19 protein-coding genes are annotated in these 18,649 nt (G+C 72.4%); 9 read left to right on the top strand and 10 right to left on the bottom strand.

The features are described from left to right. The first annotated feature begins 201 nt into the window (after positions 1-201). Positions 202-681, top strand: coding sequence for a hypothetical protein (locus IG62_RS0112425; RefSeq protein WP_234326439.1), 480 nt, complete (start codon positions 202-204; stop codon positions 679-681). Between the two features lie 139 nt (positions 682-820). On the opposite strand, the gene IG62_RS0112420 is transcribed toward IG62_RS0112425, so the two are convergent. From IG62_RS0112420 to IG62_RS0112385, 8 genes are all read right to left on the bottom strand, one after another. After that, complete coding sequence (locus tag IG62_RS0112420; protein ID WP_030801019.1) at positions 821-1,387, bottom strand: DJ-1/PfpI family protein; 567 nt, start codon at positions 1,385-1,387, stop codon at positions 821-823. 57 nt (positions 1,388-1,444) lie between these two features. After that, positions 1,445-2,275 (bottom strand): MOSC domain-containing protein, encoded by an 831-nt coding sequence (locus IG62_RS0112415; RefSeq protein ID WP_030801017.1) that lies wholly within the window; start codon positions 2,273-2,275, stop codon positions 1,445-1,447. A 76-nt stretch (positions 2,276-2,351) separates the two neighbouring features. Then, positions 2,352-2,879: a hypothetical protein gene (locus tag IG62_RS0112410; protein WP_234326437.1), complete on the bottom strand. Its 528-nt coding sequence runs from the start codon at positions 2,877-2,879 to the stop codon at positions 2,352-2,354. Between the two features lie 50 nt (positions 2,880-2,929). After that, the gene (locus tag IG62_RS0112405; RefSeq protein WP_030801012.1) at positions 2,930-3,544 is read right to left on the bottom strand and encodes a nucleoside triphosphate pyrophosphatase; all 615 of its coding nucleotides are present in this window, start codon (positions 3,542-3,544) and stop codon (positions 2,930-2,932) included. Positions 3,545-3,587: 43 nt separating this feature from the next. Next, positions 3,588-5,072 carry a peptidoglycan D,D-transpeptidase FtsI family protein gene (locus tag IG62_RS0112400; protein ID WP_030801010.1) on the bottom strand — a complete coding sequence of 495 codons (1,485 nt, stop codon included), beginning with the start codon at positions 5,070-5,072 and terminating at the stop codon, positions 3,588-3,590. 195 nt (positions 5,073-5,267) lie between these two features. Further along, complete coding sequence (gene mmpB, locus IG62_RS49510; RefSeq protein WP_267887871.1) at positions 5,268-5,396, bottom strand: morphogenic membrane protein MmpB; 129 nt, start codon at positions 5,394-5,396, stop codon at positions 5,268-5,270. 134 nt (positions 5,397-5,530) lie between these two features. Then, on the bottom strand, positions 5,531-5,746 hold the full coding sequence (locus tag IG62_RS0112390; protein WP_030801005.1) for an acyl-CoA carboxylase epsilon subunit: 216 nt from the start codon (positions 5,744-5,746) through the stop codon (positions 5,531-5,533). Between the two features lie 72 nt (positions 5,747-5,818). After that, the gene (locus IG62_RS0112385; protein ID WP_030801003.1) at positions 5,819-7,408 is read right to left on the bottom strand and encodes an acyl-CoA carboxylase subunit beta; all 1,590 of its coding nucleotides are present in this window, start codon (positions 7,406-7,408) and stop codon (positions 5,819-5,821) included. A 131-nt stretch (positions 7,409-7,539) separates the two neighbouring features. Between IG62_RS0112385 and IG62_RS48585 the strand changes: the two genes are divergently transcribed. The 5 genes from IG62_RS48585 (at position 7,540) to hutH (ending at position 13,747) form a co-directional block, all read left to right on the top strand. Next, positions 7,540-8,412, top strand: a complete 873-nt coding sequence (locus IG62_RS48585; protein ID WP_030801001.1) for a biotin--[acetyl-CoA-carboxylase] ligase — start codon at positions 7,540-7,542, stop codon at positions 8,410-8,412. Positions 8,413-8,640: 228 nt separating this feature from the next. After that, positions 8,641-9,795, top strand: a complete 1,155-nt coding sequence (locus IG62_RS48580; RefSeq protein WP_030800998.1) for an adenylate/guanylate cyclase domain-containing protein — start codon at positions 8,641-8,643, stop codon at positions 9,793-9,795. 145 nt (positions 9,796-9,940) lie between these two features. Then, positions 9,941-10,753: an enoyl-CoA hydratase/isomerase family protein gene (locus IG62_RS0112370; RefSeq protein WP_030413125.1), complete on the top strand. Its 813-nt coding sequence runs from the start codon at positions 9,941-9,943 to the stop codon at positions 10,751-10,753. Between the two features lie 232 nt (positions 10,754-10,985). Further along, positions 10,986-12,092, top strand: a complete 1,107-nt coding sequence (locus IG62_RS0112365) for a diguanylate cyclase domain-containing protein (protein WP_051797983.1) — start codon at positions 10,986-10,988, stop codon at positions 12,090-12,092. A 110-nt stretch (positions 12,093-12,202) separates the two neighbouring features. Beyond that, positions 12,203-13,747: a histidine ammonia-lyase gene (gene hutH, locus IG62_RS0112360; RefSeq protein WP_051823328.1), complete on the top strand. Its 1,545-nt coding sequence runs from the start codon at positions 12,203-12,205 to the stop codon at positions 13,745-13,747. Between the two features lie 85 nt (positions 13,748-13,832). Here hutH and IG62_RS0112355 read toward each other — a convergent pair whose 3' ends face one another. Further along, positions 13,833-14,180 (bottom strand): hypothetical protein, encoded by a 348-nt coding sequence (locus IG62_RS0112355; RefSeq protein WP_030800993.1) that lies wholly within the window; start codon positions 14,178-14,180, stop codon positions 13,833-13,835. Positions 14,181-14,304: 124 nt separating this feature from the next. Here IG62_RS0112355 and IG62_RS0112350 point away from each other — a divergent pair, with 124 nt between their 5' ends. The 3 genes from IG62_RS0112350 to IG62_RS0112340 all read left to right on the top strand — a co-directional run bounded on the left by IG62_RS0112350 (position 14,305) and on the right by IG62_RS0112340 (position 17,608). Next, positions 14,305-14,643: a hypothetical protein gene (locus IG62_RS0112350; RefSeq protein WP_030800991.1), complete on the top strand. Its 339-nt coding sequence runs from the start codon at positions 14,305-14,307 to the stop codon at positions 14,641-14,643. A 310-nt stretch (positions 14,644-14,953) separates the two neighbouring features. After that, positions 14,954-16,222: a L,D-transpeptidase gene (locus IG62_RS0112345; RefSeq protein WP_030800989.1), complete on the top strand. Its 1,269-nt coding sequence runs from the start codon at positions 14,954-14,956 to the stop codon at positions 16,220-16,222. A gap of 150 nt (positions 16,223-16,372) precedes the next feature. Continuing rightward, positions 16,373-17,608 carry a DUF2786 domain-containing protein gene (locus tag IG62_RS0112340; protein WP_030800986.1) on the top strand — a complete coding sequence of 412 codons (1,236 nt, stop codon included), beginning with the start codon at positions 16,373-16,375 and terminating at the stop codon, positions 17,606-17,608. A gap of 40 nt (positions 17,609-17,648) precedes the next feature. Here the strand turns inward: IG62_RS0112340 and IG62_RS0112335 are convergent, their stop codons facing one another. Further along, positions 17,649-18,557, bottom strand: coding sequence for a phosphorothioated DNA-binding restriction endonuclease (locus IG62_RS0112335; protein ID WP_030800984.1), 909 nt, complete (start codon positions 18,555-18,557; stop codon positions 17,649-17,651). Between the last annotated feature and the right edge of the window lie 92 nt (positions 18,558-18,649).

Here is an 18,649-nt window from a genome sequence, read left to right as displayed (position 1 = left end):
CGCCGGGCGCGCCGGGAGCGGCCGGGGGCCGTGGTTCGCGCGGCGTCCCGCACCCACTCGTGCAGAACCCTTGCCCCGGCTATTACCCATTAGTAGCGTGCGCGATGCCCTTCTTTGACTCCGGGCGGCGGCTGTGCGCGCGGCACCGGCATCGGGCCCGGCACTTGGTGGAAGTGGGTGGATGAGGTGGCGCGACGACCGGTGGCCCTGGTTGCGGCGGTGGTACTGGTCCTGGAGGCGTGCGGCATCGTGCTGCTCAACTGGATCCTGAGCATCGTCGTGGACAAGCAGCAGATGTCGCTGGCGGGCCTCGATCCACGGGCGATGTCCGCCGGCTCCTGGATAGCCGGTGCCGTCTTCGGTCTCTATCTTCTGTTCTGCGCGGGAATCCTGGTCCGCACGGCGGTCCGCGACCGGGCCCCCGGCGGCTTCGCCCGGATCGTCCTCATCAGCGCCGCGGTGGTGCACGGCATCGTCGGTGCCCTCGCCGTCGGCCTGGCCGGCTGGCCCGCGTTCCTCGCGCTGATGGTGGTACTGGCGCTCCTGGTGCTGACGCTGGTGGCGTACGGGGAGGGGCGCGCCCCCGCGGACGGCGACCCGGCCGGTGAACCGTCCGCCGGCGGCCCGTCCGCCGGCGGTCCCCCGAACGGACCGCGACCGGCGGCACCGGGCGCGCTCTGAGGTGCGCGACGCCTGACGCGGCGTCACCCGCGTCACCCGCGTCGCGCGTCGCGGGCGGAGCGGGCCGGCCGCCGGTGCCGGCACAGGGGTGGCCAGGGGCCCCGGGAGGAATCCCGGGGCCCCTGACATGGCTCACCTGTCACCCCTTCACCGGCGCATGTTCCCGCAGCACCTCCATGAAGGCGCGCATCCATTCGGGGTGGTCGTTCCAGGCGCGGGCGGAGACGATCTTGCCGTCGACGACCGCGGAGGCGTCGACGAAGGTGCCGCCGCCGAGCTCCACGTCGGGCGCGCAGGCGGGGTAGGCGGCGGTGCGGCGGTTCTTGAGGACGCCGAGCGGAGCCAGGGTGATGGCCGCGTGGCAGATGTGGGCGACGGGCTTGTCGGCGTCGAAGAAATGGGTGACGACGCGGCGGTAGTCGGTGTCGTTGCGGAGGTACTCGGGGGCCCGGCCGCCGGGGAGGACCAGCGCGGCGTACTCCGCCGGGTCGACCTCGGACAGGGCCACGTCGGACGGCCAGGAGTGGCCCTCGCGTTCGACGTAGGTGTCGAAGTCCGGGGCGAAGTCGTGCACGACGAACCGCAGCTTCTTACGGGCGGGGGCCGCGACGTGGACCTCGTAGCCCTCCTCCAGCAGCCGCTGGTACGGGTAGAAGAACTCCAGGTCTTCGGTGGCGTCACCGGCGACGAGCAGGATCCGGGGCATCTGCGCACTCCTTGGGTGGACGGACCCGGCCCGGTCGGACCGACCGGGCACATCGGGTCAATCGGTTCCCCAGGACGTGACGTGGAATGCGTCGCCGACCGCCAGCTTTCCGGTGGCCGTCACGGAGAACTTCGCGCCGAAGGCGACGCCGCCCTCGGGCACCCGGCGGTAGCCGGCGAGGGTGCGCAGGGGCTCGGGGCCCGCCTTGGTGCCGGTCGCCGGGTCGACGAGGGTGACCGCGCAGCGGATGGCGAGCTTGGTGAAGCCCAGTTCGCCGCCGCCGACCGTGACCCGCCGGGCGCGGTCCTCGGTCTGCGGGGCGTCCCAGCCGTCCACCACGATGTTGGGGCGGAAGCGCGTCATCGGGACCGGTGCGCGGCCGGCCGCGGCGATACGGGAGTTGAGGTCGTCGAGGGAGGCGCGGGAGATGACGTGGACGGCACTGGAGTCGGCGAAGCCGGAGGTGCCGGGGGTGAGGCCGTCGGTCACCCGGTCGTGTTCCGGCGGTACGCGGACCAGCCGGCTGGGCGCGCCGAGGACCTCGGACAGCCACCCGGCGGCGGCCTCGCCCTGGTCGACGGCCCGGTAGGGCGCGCCGAACATGGTCACGTCCGCCCTGGCGGGTGAGGCGGTGCCGTCCTCGATGCGGCAGCGCAGCGGCTCGGCGCCCGGGGCGGAGAGGGTGAGGTGGGTGCCGTCGGCGCTGACCTCCGGGCGGATCACCGCCAGGCCGGGATCGGTGCGCTGGCTGCGGAAGACGCCGTCCGCGCTGACGACCAGGAAGGCGCGGTCATGGGCGAGCCCGGCCTCGGTGAGCTCCGCCCCGTCCGCCGGCACACCGGCGCAGCCCTTGACGGGGTAGCTGATCAGTTCGACGACAGTTGCCATGGGGGCAGGGTAGAGGCCGGCCGGCCGCCAGGCGTCCGGATATCGGCGCCCGGGGACGCCCCACCCGTCGGCCACGTCACGACGGCAGTCCGGCCGCCCGCCGGCGCACCATATGGCCCTGCACGCCGTACGTCACGCACAGGTAGAGGTAGAGCGTCGAGAAGCCCAGCAGGCCGGCCGCCGTGGTGTGGTCGATCCACTCCGCCATGACGGCGTGCACGGCGGCGGACACCAGCCACAGGGCGGTGGTGATCAGCGTGCCCTTGCGCAGGGCGCCGCGCTCCGGGTCGTGCCAGACGCGTACCGTCGTCGCCCGGACGAGGCCGAGCGGCACCCCGATGACCAGGGTGGCGACGACCAGGGCGATGGTGGGCGGCGTCAGCGGGTGCTCCTTGACGACCGAGGCCACGCCGAAGGCCAGCGAGGCCACGCCCAGGACGCCGAGCACGGCCGGGCCGATCAGCGACGCCCGGGGCCGCACCGGACGCGTCCGCAGCTGGCGGCGGATGATCAGGGCGACGACGAGCAGCCCGATGAGCAGGCCCACGTTGTGGTTGAGCGCCGTGTGAGCCGTCGCGGCATGCGCCGGCGCGTGGTCGGTCATGTTCCCCCCCTGTGATCCGTTCCCCCGTGACGAGCCGCCGTGCCGGCGGCTCAGGTCCACAAGTCGGTGATGGGGACGTCCAGTTCGGCCAGCAGGCGGCGCAGCAGCGGCAGGGACAGGCCGATGACGTTGCCGGGGTCGCCGTCGATGCCGTCGATGAAGGGCGCGGAGCGGCCGTCGAGCGTGAAGGCGCCGGCGACGAAGAGCGGTTCGCCGCTCGCCACGTAGGCGGCGATCTCGGCGTCGGTCGGCTCGCCGAAACGGACCGTGGTCGAGGCCGTGGCGGAGACCCGGCGGCCGCCCGCCGCGGTGTCGATCACGCAGTGGCCGGTCTGCAGCACGCCGGACCGGCCGCGCATCGACTTCCAGCGGGCGGTGGCGTCCTCGGCGTCGGCCGGCTTGCCCAGCGCCCGGCCGTCCAGCTCCAGGACCGAGTCGCAGCCCACGACCAGCGCACCGGCCGCCTCCGGGCGGTCGGCGACCGCGGCGGCCTTGGCCTCGGCCAGGACCCGGGCCAGCTCGGCGGGGCTGTCGGCGGTGACCGCGTTCTCGTCGACGCCGCTGACGATGACCTCCGGCGCCAGCCCGGCCTGGCGCAGCAGGCCCAGCCGGGCGGGGGACTGGGAGGCGAGGACGAGACGGCGGGGGTGCGGCTGTTCGGTCATGCCCGCCATCGTACGGAGCCGGGCCGGGCCGGGGTCGGGCGGACTACTTGCCGAGGACGGCCTGCATGACCTGCTTGGCGATCGGGCCGCCGAGCTTGCCGCCGGCGATCTCGGAGCGCGGGATGTCCATGTCCTTGGGGTCGACGAAGACGGCGACCGCGACCGGGGAGGAGCCGTCGCTCTGCTTGGCGTAGGAGACGAACCAGGCGTAGGGCCGCTCGTCGTTGACGTTCGCGCCGTGCTGGGCGGTGCCGGTCTTGCCGCCGACCGTCACGCCGTCGATCTTGGCCTTCGAGGCGGTGCCGTCCGAGGCGGTGTACTCCATCATCTCCTGCACCTTCTTCGCGGTGCCGGCGGAGACGGCCTGGGACATCGTCTTCGGCTCGAACTTCTGGATCGTGGTCAGGTCGGGGCCGCGCAGTTCGTCGACGATGTGCGGCGTCATCAGCTTGCCGTCGTTGGCGATCGCCGCGGCGACCATCGCCATCTGCATCGGGGTGCTGGTCAGGCTGCCCTGGCCCATGCCGGTGAGCGCGGTCTGCGGCTTGTCGAGCTTGTCCGGGTAGAGGCTCTTGGTGGCCAGCAGGTCGCCGAGCTCCTCGTCGTAGACGTCGGAGTTGAAGCCGAACTTCTCGGCGGTCTCGCGCATCTTGTCCTTGCCGACCTTCAGTGCGGTGTCGAGGAAGACGTTGTTGCAGGACCACTGCATACCGGTCTTCAGGGACGCCTTGTCGCAGGGCGCACCGGCCACGTCGTTGCCGATCTTGGTGGTGCTGAGCGGCAGCTGGTACGGGGCGGGGGCGCCGGTGGGGGTGTCGATGTCGGTGATCACGCCGTGTTCCAGGGCCGCGGCGGCGGTGACGATCTTGAAGGTGGAGCCGGGGGCGTAGGTCTCGCGCAGGGCCCGGTTGCTCAGCGGCTTGTCCTTGTCGGCGTCCAGCGCCTTGAACTTGCGGGCCTCGGAGTTGGAGATGCCCGAGAAGACCGAGGGGTCGTACGAGGGGGTGGAGGCCAGCGCGAGGACCCGGCCGTTGCGCGGGTCGAGGGCGACCACCGCGCCCTTGGCGTTCAGCTCGGTCAGCCCCTTGTAGGCGGCCTTCTGCGCCTTGGGGTCGATGGTGGTGATGACATCGCCGCCGCGCGGCTTCTCGCCGGTCAGGATGGCCTGGGCCCGCTTGAGGGCGAGCTTGTCGTCCTTGCCGCTGAGGAGCTTGTTGTAGATGCCTTCGAGGAGAGTGGTGCCCTGGGCCTGGGAGGCGAAGCCGGTGACCGGGGCGTACATCGGGCCGTCGGTGTACGTCCGCTTGTACTTGAAGTCGCCGGAGGTCGCCACGGAACCGGTGATCGGCTTGCCGCCCACGATGATGTTGCCGCGCGGGTAGGAGAACGCCTCGATCTTCACGCGGCGGTTGTTCGGGTCGTTGGCCAGGTCGTCGCCCTGGACGAACTGGACCCAGGTCGCCCGTACCAGCAGAGCCAGTACCAGTACCCCGCAGAAGACGGCTATGTGTCTCAGCGGCCTGTTCATCGCTCTCCCACTCCCCGTCGGCGGCCGGTCCGGAGGCCGGGCGTCCGAATTGCGCTGTCAGGAGGGAAAGATGCGAAAGGCGGGGGGATGGTTGCGGTCGGGAACAGCCGGGCGGTGTGAGTGTTACCTCCCCCGGACGGCCGCCCGCGGGTCGACGCGGGGTCGATGCGGGTGCCGGGCGCGGATCCGGCCGGGTCAGCGCTCCGAGAGCATGACCATCAGCAGCACTGCGGCGACGGCCAGTACGATGCCCAGCCGGCGGAGCTTGGCCTGCGCGTCGCGCAGCTCCTCGGGCGGCTCATCGGGCGGATCGGACCACAACATGTAACGATCCTGTGCCCATGACGCTCGTGGCGCCTGAGTACGCGTACTCAGGCGCCACGGTCCGAAGGACTAGTCAATGCATCATGCATCGATCAGTCGGAGAGGCCGGCCGGCACGCACCGGCCGGTGAGCGCTCAGCGCGGCCAGTAACTCGTCCGCCAGGCCCGCGGCCCCGGGTGCGGCAGCCGTGACCGCGCCGGGACCGTGGCCGCCGGATCGGCCCATTCGGTCCTGCCGCCCTCGCCGTCCCCGGGCCCGGCGGCAGCGGCCGCCGCGGCCCGGGCCTGCACCACCGCCAGTGCGGCGGCCAGCTCCTCGGGTGTCGGATTGCCCCGTACGACCTTGATCATCGAGACGGCTCCCTTCGCCGGTCTTTGCCGGTCCTCGCCGTGTACTGCCGGTCCCCGCCGTGTACCGGCCGGTCAGAGCGGGATGTTGCCGTGCTTCTTCGGCGGCAGCGACTCGCGCTTGTTGCGCAGCGTGCGCAGCCCCCGGACGATGTGCCGGCGGGTCTCGGACGGCGTGATCACCGCGTCGACGTAGCCGCGCTCGGCCGCCACGTACGGGTTGAGCAGGGCCTTCTCGTACTCCTGGATCAGCTCCTGGCGCCGCTCCTCCTGCGCCGCGGGGTCCTCGATCGCGGCGAGCGTGCGGCGGTGCAGGATGTTGACCGCACCCTGGGCGCCCATGACCGCGATCTGCGCGGTCGGCCAGGCCAGGTTCAGGTCCGCGCCCAGGTGCTTGGAGCCCATGACGTCGTACGCGCCGCCGAACGCCTTGCGGGTGATCACCGTGATCAGGGGGACCGTCGCCTCGGCGTACGCGTAGATCAGCTTGGCGCCGCGCCGGATGATCCCGTCGTACTCCTGGTCCGTGCCCGGCAGGAAGCCCGGCACGTCGACGAAGGTCAGCACCGGGATGTTGTACGCGTCGCAGGTCCGCACGAACCGCGCGGCCTTCTCACTGGCCTTGATGTCCAGGGTGCCCGCGTACTGCATCGGCTGGTTGGCGACCACGCCGACCGAGTGGCCCTCGACCCGCCCGAAGCCGGTGACGATGTTCGGCGCGAAGAGCGCCTGGGTCTCCAGGAACTCGCCGTCGTCCAGGACGTGCTCGATGGCCGTGAGCATGTCGTACGGCTGGTTGGCCGAGTCCGGGATCAGCGTGTCCAGCTCGCGGTCGGCGTCCGAGGTCTCCAGGTCCGCCTCCTCCGGGAAGACCGGCGGGTCGGAGAGGTTGTTGGACGGCAGGTACGACAGCAGGCCCTTGACGTACTCGATGGCGTCCTTCTCGTCGCCCGCCATGTGGTGCGCCACGCCGGAGGTGGTGTTGTGCGTCCGCGCCCCGCCCAGCTCCTCGAAGCCCACGTCCTCGCCGGTGACCGTCTTGATGACGTCGGGTCCGGTGATGAACATGTGCGAGGTCTGATCGACCATGACGGTGAAGTCGGTGATCGCGGGGGAGTAGACCGCACCGCCCGCGCACGGGCCGACGATCAGGCTGATCTGCGGGATCACACCCGAGGCATGGGTGTTGCGGCGGAAGATCTCGCCGTACATGCCGAGCGAGACCACACCCTCCTGGATGCGCGCGCCGCCGGAGTCGTTGATGCCGATGACCGGGCAGCCGGTCTTCAGCGCGAAGTCCATCACCTTGACGATCTTCTCGCCGAAGACCCCGCCGAGCGCCCCGCCGAAGACCGTGAAGTCCTGCGAGAAGACGGCCACCGGGCGGCCGTCGACGGTGCCGTAGCCGGTCACCACGCCGTCGCCGTACGGGCGGCTCTGCTCCATCCCGAAATTGGTCGAACGGTGCCGCGCGAACTCGTCCAGCTCGACGAACGAGCCCTCGTCCAGCAGCAGGTCGATGCGCTCACGCGCTGTCAACTTGCCCTTGGCGTGCTGCTTTTCCACCGCGCGGGCGGAACCGGCGTGGGTGGCCTCTTCGATCCGCCGCTGCAGATCCGCCAACTTGCCCGCGGTGGTGTGGATGTTTGCTTCCGGCTCGGACATCGGGATGCGGCTCCTGCTCGTCCTGGACTGGTGCTCGTACTGAGGGTGGTACGTGTGTGGCTACCAATCCGTAGCGTATCGGCGGGACTGCTCAGCGGCACTGCGTCGTTGACCACACCTAGGCTGGTGCCATGACTCCTCAACCACCGGGAAACCGGGACAAAGATGCCGGCCGCTGGAGTGATCTGGGCCGGCCCCCGCTGAACGCCACCGCCCTGCGCCGGGCGCTGGTCCGGCCCGACGGCCTGTGGACCGGTCTGGACGTCGTGCCCGCCACCGGCTCCACCAATACCGACCTGGCAGCCCGGGCCGCCAAGGGCGAGGACGAGGGCGCCATTCTGGTGGCCGAGGAGCAGTCCACCGGCCGCGGCCGGCTCGACCGCGTCTGGTCGGCGCCCCCGCGCTCCGGCCTCTTCTTCTCCGTCTTCCTCACCCCCCGCGCCCCCCTGGAGCGCTGGGGCTGGCTGCCGTTGCTGGCCGGCGTCGCCACCGCAACGGCCCTGTCCCGCGCGGCCGGCGTCGACACGGCACTCAAGTGGCCCAACGACCTGCTCGTCACGGTCGACGGCCAGGAGCGCAAGACCGGCGGCATCCTCGCCGAACGGGCCGGCTCCGGCGTCGTCGTCGGCATCGGCCTCAACGTCACCCTGACCGCCGAGGAACTCCCGGTCCCGACCGCGGGCTCGCTGGCCCTGGCGGGCGCGCAGAACACCGACCGCGACCCGCTGCTGCGCGCCGTGCTGCGCTCCCTGGAGCAGTGGTACGGCCGGTGGCAGGACGCCGACGGCGACCCGGTCCGCAGCCGTCTGCAGGAGACCTACGCGGCCGGTTGCGCCACGTTGGGCCGTTCGGTGCGCGCGGAACTGCCGGGCGATCAGGAGATCACCGGCGAGGCGGTCGCGATCGACGGTGACGGGCGGCTGGTGCTGGCCACCGCCGACGGTGTGCAGCAGCCCGTGGGGGCGGGTGACATCATCCATCTGCGCCCGGCGGACGGCTCCTGATGAACCCCCTCCCGGACCCCGGCATGCGCCCCCCGCTGAGCCCCCGCGCCGGGCGGGCCGACCGGCCCCACCGGGCGGCGTGTCCACACCTCTTCCGTGGTCAGGGCCGACATGTGAGAGTGAGCCAGAGCACACCTGCCGTATCGTTGAGGCGGTCCGCCGGGGAGCGGGCCACGGGCGAGCAGTGATCGGAAGGGCAGTGCGCAGGGATCGGACAGGGAGCGGCCGGTGAGTGCCGACGACTCGGGCGCCACCCCGCGCGATGTGGCCACCGAGGGCGATGCCGTACGCGACGTCCCGCCCGGCGACCCCCCGGGGGCCGGCGACGACGGCGACGAGAACAACATCGCCATCCGCCTCGAACAGCTCATCCTCGGCGCCGACCGCCGGTACACGCCGTTCCAGGCGGCCCGCAGCGCCGGGGTCTCGATGGACCTCGCGTCCCGCTTCTGGCGGGCCATGGGCTTCGCCGACATCGGCCAGGTCAAGGCGCTCACCGAGGCCGACGTGCTGGCCCTGCGCCGGCTCGCCGGTCTGGTCGAGGCCGGCCTGCTGAGCGAGGCGATGGCCATTCAGGTGGCCCGTTCCACGGGCCAGACCACCGCCCGGCTGGCCGACTGGCAGATCGACTCCTTCCTGGAGGGCCTCACCGAGCCCCAGGACTCCGGCCTGACCCGCACCGAGATCACCTACCCGCTGGTCGAGCTGCTCCTCCCCGAGCTGGAGGAGTTCCTGGTCTACGTCTGGCGGCGCCAGCTCGCCGCCGCGACCGGCCGGGTCGTCCGGGCCCAGGACGACGCCGAAATGGTCGACCGGCGGCTGGCCGTGGGCTTCGCGGATCTGGTGGGCTTCACCCGGCTGACCCGGCGCCTGGAGGAGGAGGAACTCGGCGAGCTGGTCGAGGCGTTCGAGACCACCTGCTCGGACCTGGTGGCGGCGCACGGCGGCCGGCTGATCAAGACCCTCGGGGACGAGGTGCTGTTCTCCGCCGACGACGCCGGTGTGGCCGCCGAGATCGGGCTGCGGCTGATCGAGACCATGACCCATGACGAGACCATGCCGGAGCTGCGGGTCGGCATCGCCTTCGGCACGGTGACGACCCGGATGGGCGACGTATTCGGTACGACCGTCAATCTGGCCAGCCGGCTCACCTCGATAGCGCCGAAGGACACCGTGCTGGTGGACGAGGCGTTCGCCGAGGAGCTGGGCCGGATCGGTGACGCCCCGGTCTCCGAGGCGGACGCCGCGGCCGCGGAGAAGGCCGCCGAGGAGGGCACCGGCGAACCGCCGCCGTCGTACCGCTTCGCGCTCCAGCCGATGTGGCAGCGCCCGGTGCGCGGACTGGGCGTCGTCGAGCCCTGGCTGCTGACCCGCCGCACCTGAGCCCGCCGCTTTTCCGCCGCGCCCGTTCGGGCGTGCCCGTTCCGGCAGGTCCGTTCCGTGCGCGGTCGGCCCTGTTCCGCGGAGCGCGCGCCTGGCATGATCCCAGCAGTCCGTCAGGTCAACGCTCGTTAACAGGGAGGGCCGGATGCAGGGTCAGGAAGAGGAGCGGCGGTTCGGTGCGGACGGCTGGGTCGCCGTCCGGCGCCACGGTTTCGCGGCGGAACTGGTCATGGACCGGCCCAAGGCGATGAACGCGGTCTCCACGGCCATGGCCGACGCGCTGGCCGAGGCCTGCGCCGAGCTGGCCGCGGACCGTTCCGTACGGGCCGTGGTGCTCAGCTCCACCCATGACCGGGCGTTCTGCGTGGGTGCCGACCTCAAGGAGCGCAATTCCTTCACGGACGCGGACCTGATGCGCCAGCGTCCGCACACCCGCGCCGCCTACACCGGCGTACTGGAACTGCCGGTGCCCACCATCGCCGCGGTGCACGGCTTCGCGCTCGGCGGCGGCTTCGAGCTGGCGCTGGCCTGCGATCTGATCGTCGCGGACGGTACCGCGGTGGTCGGCCTGCCGGAGGTCTCGGTGGGCGTCATCCCCGGCGGCGGCGGGACGCAGCTGCTGCCGCGCCGGGTGGGCGCCGCGCGCGCCGCCGAGCTGGTGTTCACCGCCCGGCGGGTGCCGGCGCCGGAGGCCGCGGAGCTGGGGCTGGTCGACCAGCTGGTCGCGGACGGGCAGGACCGGGCCGAGGCGCTGGAGCTGGCGGCCCGGATCGCCCGTAACTCCCCGGTCGGGCTGCGCGCCGCCAAGCGTGCCCTGCGGCTGGGGCACGGGCTGGACCTGCGGGCCGGACTGGAGGTGGAGGACGGCGCCTGGCGCAGCGTGGCCTTCTCCGGGGACCGGGCGGAGGGCGTCGCGGCCTTCAACGAGAAGCGGGATCCGGAGTGGCCCGGGGAGTAGGCTCCGGTAACACTCGGTAGTCGCACGGCTCTCGTGCGCATCACCGGTCGCCACCAGCAACAAAGCGGATAACGCCCAGGTGTTGCTCGCACACTTAAGGGGGGCGAAACGGGTTAAACATTCCTACGCTGTAGTACGGAGCGTGCGCACGGTGACGGAATGTGAGGGTCCGGTGGCGGCTGAGGGCGAGGGCGATGCGAGGCTGCGGGCCGTGGTGGAGCTGGCGCAGGCGATGGCGGCCGCGCACACGCCGCGCGAATCGGCACACGCCGCGGCACAGGGCGTGCGCCAGGCCCTGGCCGGGTCGTTCGCCGCGATCTCGAAATGGGAGCGCGAACTGGGGCAGCTGCGGGTGCTCGTCAACGTCGGTGAACTCGCCGATGACGAGGAGGAGTTCCCCGACGACGAGGCCTATCCCGTCCACGAGTTCCCGGAGATCGTCGCCTTCCTGCACGAACAGTGGGCCGGTGGCGGCGAGCCCAGTGCCTGGGTGGAGACCGCCGACCCGCCGCCCGGCGCCCCGGCGGACTGCGGGGGCGGCGCCGCCAACCGGCAGCGGGTGGCCGCGCTGCGCCGCCGGGGCCGCGGCGCCTGCGTGGTCGCCCCGATCGTGCTGCACGGCCGGGCCTGGGGCGAGCTGTATGTCGCCCGGCCCGCCGGCGCGCCCGTCTTCGACCGGGCGGACGCCGACTTCGCGAGCGTGCTGGCCGCGGTCACGGCCGCCGGGATCGCCCAGACCGAGCGGCTGGCCGAGGCCCGCCGGCTGGCCTTCACCGACGCCCTGACCGGGCTGGCCAATCGCCGTGCCGTCGACATGCGGCTGGACGAGGGGCTGGAGCTGCACCGCACCGAGGAGACCGTGGTCAGCCTGGTGGTCTGCGACCTCAACGGGCTCAAGCGGGTCAACGACTCCTGCGGCCACGCGGTCGGCGACCGGCTGCTGGAACGGTTCGGCTCGGTGCTGTCGTTGTGCGGGGCGATGCTGCCCGGCACGCTCGCCGCCCGGCTCGGCGGCGACGAGTTCTGCCTGCTCGCGGTGGGGCCGCCGGCCGACGAGGTGGTGAAGGTGGCCGGTGAACTCTGCGAACGGGCGGGGGAGTTGGAGCTCGGCGAGGGGGTCGCGGTGGGGGTCGCCTCGACCGGCGACCCGATCGGCCCGGTGCGCAGCGCCCGCCGGCTCTTCCGGCTCGCGGACGCCGCGCAGTACAAGGCCAAGGCGGCGCGCTCGGGCGAGCCGGTGGTCGCCGGGCGGCACGGTGGCAAGGACGACCCGGTGGTCCGGCTCGCGGACGCCCCGGACCGGCGGGCGGGCCCGGAGCGCCGGCGCTTCCGGAGATGAGCCACCGGTTCCGGCCGGGCGGCTGCGCGGCCGGCGCACGGAGATCCGTAAGGGGTGATCGCAAAACTCGGTGGTGACATTCGGCGATTCAGTCTCTAGGGTGCCTGAATATGGATATGCACACTGTGGTGCTGGGGACGTCCGGCACGACCGCACAGGACGTCATCGCGGTGGCCCGCGGCGCGGCCCGGATCGAGCTGTCCGAGGAGGCCCTCGCCGCCGTCACCGCCTCCCGCGCCTTCATCGACGAACTCGCCGCCAAGCCCGACCCGGTCTACGGCGTCTCCACCGGCTTCGGTGCCCTCGCCGTCCGCCACATCAGCCCCGAACTGCGCGTCCAGCTCCAGCGGAACATCGTCCGGTCGCACGCGGCCGGCATGGGCCCGCGGGTCGAGCGGGAGGTCGTCCGGGCGCTGATGTTCCTCCGCCTGAAGACCCTGGCCAGCGGCCACACCGGCGTCCGCCCCCTGGTCGTCGAGACCATGACCGCGATACTCAACGCCGGCATCACCCCGGTCGTGCACGAATACGGTTCGCTCGGCTGCTCCGGCGACCTCGCCCCGCTCTCGCACTGCGCGCTGACGCTGATGGGCGAGGGCGACGCCGAGGGCCCGGACGGGGTGGTCCGGCCGGCCGGCGAACTGCTGGCCGCGCACGGCATCGAACCCGTCGAACTCCGCGAGAAGGAGGGCCTGGCGCTGCTCAACGGCACCGACGGCATGCTCGGCATGCTCGTCATGGCCTGCGCCGACCTCGCCCGGCTGTTCACCTCGGCGGACATCACCGCCGCCCTCTCCCTGGAGGCGCTGCTCGGCACGGACAAGGTCCTCGCCCCCGAGCTGCACGCCATCCGCCCGCATCCCGGCCAGGCCGCCTCGGCCGCCAACATGCACAAGGTGCTGGCCGGCTCGGCCCTCACCGGCCACCACCAGGACGACGCCCCGCGGGTCCAGGACGCCTACTCCATCCGCTGCGCCCCGCAGGTCGCCGGCGCCGGCCGGGACACCCTCGCGCACGCCCGGCTGGTCGCCGACCGCGAGCTGGCCGCCGCGGTCGACAACCCCGTCGTGCTGCCCGACGGCCGGGTCGAGTCCAACGGCAACTTCCACGGCGCCCCGGTCGCCTACGTCCTGGACTTCCTCGCCATCGCCGCGGCCGACCTCGGCTCGATCGCCGAGCGCCGCACCGACCGCCTCCTGGACAAGAACCGCTCGCACGGCCTGCCCGCCTTCCTGGCCGGCGACCCGGGCGTCGACTCGGGCCTGATGATCGCCCAGTACACCCAGGCCGCGCTGGTCAGCGAGCTGAAGCGGCTGGCCGCCCCCGCCTCGGTGGACTCCATCCCGTCCTCGGCCATGCAGGAGGACCACGTCTCGATGGGCTGGTCGGCGGCCCGCAAGCTGCGCACCGCCGTCGACAACCTGACCCGGGTCGTCGCCGTCGAGCTGTTCGCCGCGACCCGCGCCGTCGAACTGCGCGAGGGCCTGACCCCGGCGCCCGCCACCCGCGCGGTGCTGGACGCGGTGCGTGCCGCGGGCATCCAGGGCCCCGGCGAGGACCGCTTCCTGGCGCCCGACCTGGAGGCCGCGTACGCCTTCGTCCGGGACGGGAAGCTGGTGGCGGCCGTGGAGGCGGTCACCGGAGAGCTGGCCTGATACGGCGCGGGGCGCCCGGCGCGGGATCATCCCCGCACCGGGTACCCCGTGGCGTTCCTGGGGGCCCGCCCCTCTCGGACGGCTCTCAGACGGCTCTGCCGCCGCGGCGCACGGAGTAACTGACCAGACCCGCCCCGAGGGCGAGACAGGCGGCGCCGCCGAATACGTACGGCGTGGTGTCCGGGCCGCCGGTGTCGGCGAGGGAGTGCGCAGGGGCCGCCGGGGACCCGGTCCCGCGGCCCGGCTGGGTACCGCCGGCCACTCCCGGGCCGGCCGGCGCGGACCGTGTCCGCTGATCCCGGTCCGCCGCGGAATTCTTCGTTCGGTCGGGTCCCGAAGCGCCGACGATCGCATGCGCGGAGGGGACGAACCACAGGGCGAACAGCACCGATCCCGCCGCTGCGGCGGTCAGTAGTGGTCGTCGTGCGGTCACGGCGAAGGATCCCCCTTGTGGGTTCGACCTTGTGGGTTCGACGCATTGGCCGTTGACCTCAGATGTTAATGACCGCCGCGGGTCGCGGGGAAGTCAGGAGCCGGTCATGCCTAACCTCCGTGCTATGAGCAATGGTGAGACATCACGTTTTGTGCGGCTTCATGTCGAACTGATCATGGAAGTCACGGACGCGGACCTGCTGACCGGCGCCGCCCTCACGCGGATCGACGGGGACCCCTCCCTGCCCGAGGAAGAGCGCCGCCAGTCGCAGGAGACCGTCCGCGAGGACCCGGCCGAGGCGCTGGCCCAGCTGGTCGACCCGTTCGACCTCGTCGCCGCCGTACCGGGCGCCGAGCTCGCCCAGGCGTCCTGGAGCAGCGAGGAGCTGACCGACTACGACCCGGACGCCGAGTGGGAGGCCGCGGAGTGGGACCTGGCGGACGACTCGGAGGGGGCCGGCTGACCCCGGGCACCGCATCGAGTCCCTCCGACCCTGGCCCCGGCCCCCGTACGGTCCCCGCCGTACGGGGGCCGACGACGTGAGTGCACCGGTAGCCCGCCGGTCGGTCGGGGGCGCCCGGGGAAGCGCCCCGCAGATGTCTAAGAAGCGCCCTTAGTGGCCTACCCCACACTTTGCGGAGGAATGGAACGGGCGAAACGGAAAAGGCGTTCATATGGCGTCGGCCGGAATGCCTGCGTCCAGATATGCCTGCGTTCAGTTGGCGCCTCGCTCGGGGAAACGTGCGAAACCGGTAGCAATGGAGATGCGTGTGATGACGGACAGCAAGCGCCGCAAGGGCCTCATAGCCAGTGCCGCGCTGCTCGGGGGCGTACTCACGCTGGCAGCGTGTGGCGGCAGCAATGCGGCTGAGGGAGGCAGTGGCGGTGCGGGCGGCACCCGTCACGAGAACGTCAAGCAGGTGGACGAGGCGGCCGCCAAGGACGCCTCCGATGCCACGATCACCGTCTCGCCCAAGGACGGGGCCACCGACGCGGGCATCAACAGGGACGACGCCAAGGTCACGGTCAGTGGCGGCAAACTCACCGACGTCACCATGACCTCGGTCGACTCCCGGCGCACCATCGAGGGCACGCTCTCCACCGACGGCACCTCCTGGCAGCCGGACCAGCCGCTGCAGCGCTCCACCACGTACAAGGTCACCGCCCACGCGGTGGACTCCCAGGGCCGCAAGGCGGTGGAGAACTCCCGCTTCACCACCATCGCCCCGGCGCACAGCTTCATCGGGAACTTCACGCCGGAGGACGGCTCGACCGTCGGCGTCGGCATGCCGGTGTCGCTCAACTTCGACAAGCCGGTCAAGAACAAGGCCGCCGTGGAATCCGCGATCAAGGTCTCGTCGAGCAGCAACCAGCAGGTCGTCGGCCACTGGTTCAGCGACACCCGGCTGGACTTCCGCCCCCAGGAGTACTGGAAGGCCCACTCCAAGGTCACCATGACCCTCGGCCTGGACGGCGTCCAGGCGTCCCCCGGCATCACCGGCATCCAGAACAAGACCGTCAGCTTCACCGTCGGCCACTCGCAGATCAGCACCGTGGACACCAAGCGTCACGAGATGACCGTGGTGCGCGACGGCCGCCCGATCAAGACCATCCCGATCTCGGCCGGCAGCGACGACCACCCGTCCTACAACGGCAAGATGGTCATCTCCGAGCGCTTCAAGCAGACCCGGATGGACGGCTCGACCGTCGGCTTCAAGAAGAAGGACGGCAAGGGCGAGTACGACATCCCCGACGTCCCGCACGCCCAGCGCCTGACCTCCTCCGGCACCTTCATCCACGGCAACTACTGGGGCAAGGGCATCTTCGGCACCGCCAACACCAGCCACGGCTGCATCGGCCTGGAGGACGTCAAGGGCGCCGACAACCCGAAGACGGACGGCGCCTGGTTCTTCGCCCACTCCCAGACCGGCGACGTCGTCCGGGTGATCAACTCCCCGGACCGCACCGTCAAGCCGGACAACGGCCTCAACGGCTGGAACATGGACTGGTCCCAGTGGGTGGCGGGCAGCGCAGTCAAGTGACGGCGCGGTGAAGTGACCCGCCCCCACCACCCAGCGGCGGCCGGAGCACGGCCGGGCCCGGCCGCTCCGTAGAGTGAACGGGTGAACGAGCGCGGAAACACAGGACGCGGCGGGCCGCGGCCCCCGGCGGCCGACGAACTGGTCGCCGAGGTGCTCGGCCGGGTCCGTTACGCGCCCGACGGCACCGCGGCCGAGGACGCCATCGAGGCGGGCGCCTCGATCCTGGCCGCCGGCGCAGCCGGTCCGGATTCCGGCCCTGAGGCGGTGAGCGCGGCGCTGGTCGCGGCCGCCGTCGCGGCCGTACGGCAGTGCTGGGCGGGCGGCTGGCACCCCGCCGACCTGGAACGCATCGTCCGCCGGGAGGCCGACGGCCCCACACCCGTCGCGATCGTCGTGGACGCCATCGCCGCCGAGGCCGCCCGGCCGTCCGGGACCCGCCCCGCCCGCGATCCCCGCTGGCAGGAGCAGCTGCGCCGGCTCGACACCGACGTCTGGTGGGACGGCGACCGCGGCTACCTGGACGCCCTCGCCCGGCGCGGCCGCACCTCCCGCTTCGAGGCCGCCTACGCCGTCCTGGCGGCGCTGCGCCTGCTCGCCCGGCTGCCCCGTATCACCCCGCTCCCGCCGCCCCCGCCACCCTCCGGGCCGGCCGCCGGCTCACCGTCGGGCACCGCCCGCACCGCCGCCTCCCGGGCGCTCGGCCGGATCCGCGCCCTGCTCGCCAAGGCCGAGGCGACGACCTACGCCGAGGAGGCCGAGGCGCTCTCCGCCAAGGCGCAGGAGCTGATGGCCCGGCACAGCATCGACGAGGCGCTGCTGGACGGCGGACACGGCCCCGCGCGCGGCCCGGCCGGCGGCCCGTCGGCGGTCCGCATCGGCATCGAGGGCCCCTACGAACAGGCCAAGGCGCTGCTCCTGGACGCGGTCGCGGCCGCCAACCGCTGCCAGGCCGTCTGGGCCGCCGAGGCCGGCTTCTCCACGGTCGTCGGCTTCCCGCCCGACCTGGAGGCGGCCGAACTGCTCTACACCTCGCTGCTGTTGCAGGCCACCACGGCCATGAACCGCGCCGGCGACGACCACCACGCCCGCGGCCGCGCCCGCCGCACCCGGGACTTCCGCCAGACCTTCCTCGTCGCGTACGCGGACCGCATCCGCGACCGGCTCGCCGCGGCGACCGCGGCCGCCACGGCAGCCGCCACCGCCGAATCCGCCACCACCGCCCCGGACCTCCTCCCCGTCCTCGCCGCCCGCGAACTCGCCGTAGAGGAAACCACCGGCGCCCTCTTCCCGGACACCGCCCCGGTCCGCCTCCGCGGCATCCGCGACGAGGCCGGCTGGCACCAGGGCCGCGCGGCGGCGGACCGGGCGCGGCTGAGGGGGGAATGAGGGGAGCGCAGGGGCAGTGGGGGGTGCGGGAGGTGCGCCCTCACCCACACTCCGCAACAACGCGCGGCCGACCACGAAAAACCTGGTCCGTGTGCCACGCGATGTGCTCGCTCGCGACCCGCTCACTGCCACGCTGCGGACCGATCAGCGTCCGCCCCGTGAGGTCCAGCACCTGCCCCTTCGCCGAGTCGCTCCGCCCGACGAACTCCCGGGAGACCGTGATCCGCCGCCCGGCATCCAGACCCAGCACCCCCCTGTCGAACAGCTTGTGGTGCAGCGAACACAGACACAGGCAGTTCGCGAGGTCATCCGGCCCCTGGAACGCCCACCACCGCACATGGGCCGCCTCCAGCCCGACCGGCACCCGGCCGATCGTCCCGTCGAACCCGCAGAAAGCACAACGGTATTCGTAGGCGATCAGCACCTGCCTGCGCAGATCCTCCGCCCGCCGCCGTTCGGGCCCCGCACCGCCGCCGGGCAGCACCGCCCCACCGCCCGTCTCCAGATCGAGCCCCACGGCGGCAGCGATGTCCCCATGGATCGACGGCGGAAAATGCACGTCCAGCAACACCTGCGCCAGCCGCCCGAGCAGAGCCGGATCCTCGGCCAACGCAGACCGCAACCCGGGCACCAACTGCCCCCGCGCCCCACTCGCCCGCAACACCTGCACCCCGGTCCCCGGACTCCCCGCCCCACTGTCCGTCCGGACCTCCCACACCCCGTCACTCACCAGATGGTGAAACGGATACGCCGGCGACGTCTGATGCGCCGGCCCGTAATCCGCCAGCAGATCCCGCAGATCCCGCTCCACGTCCGAGTACCGCATGACCCCGTCGGGCTGCCGCCGGAACCGCCCCAGTGCGTACAACATCAACAACGGCTTGTGCGGTGCCCGAGCCCCGTTCCGCGACCACTGCCGCAGCTTCCCCACCCGCTCGATCCAGTCCATGACAGCCGACTGTAGGACGAGCGAGCCCATGGACCCGAGGCGCCGGCCGCACGGGCAAGAAGCCCGCGAAGCGCAGCAGCCAAGTACCGTCG

It is taken from the genome of Streptomyces sp. NRRL S-337 (genome assembly GCF_000720175.1).
Lineage (GTDB): Bacteria > Actinomycetota > Actinomycetes > Streptomycetales > Streptomycetaceae > Streptomyces > Streptomyces siderophoricus.
The sequence above is the reverse complement of the archived record's forward strand: the minus strand, read 5'-3'. Positions and strand labels throughout refer to the sequence as shown.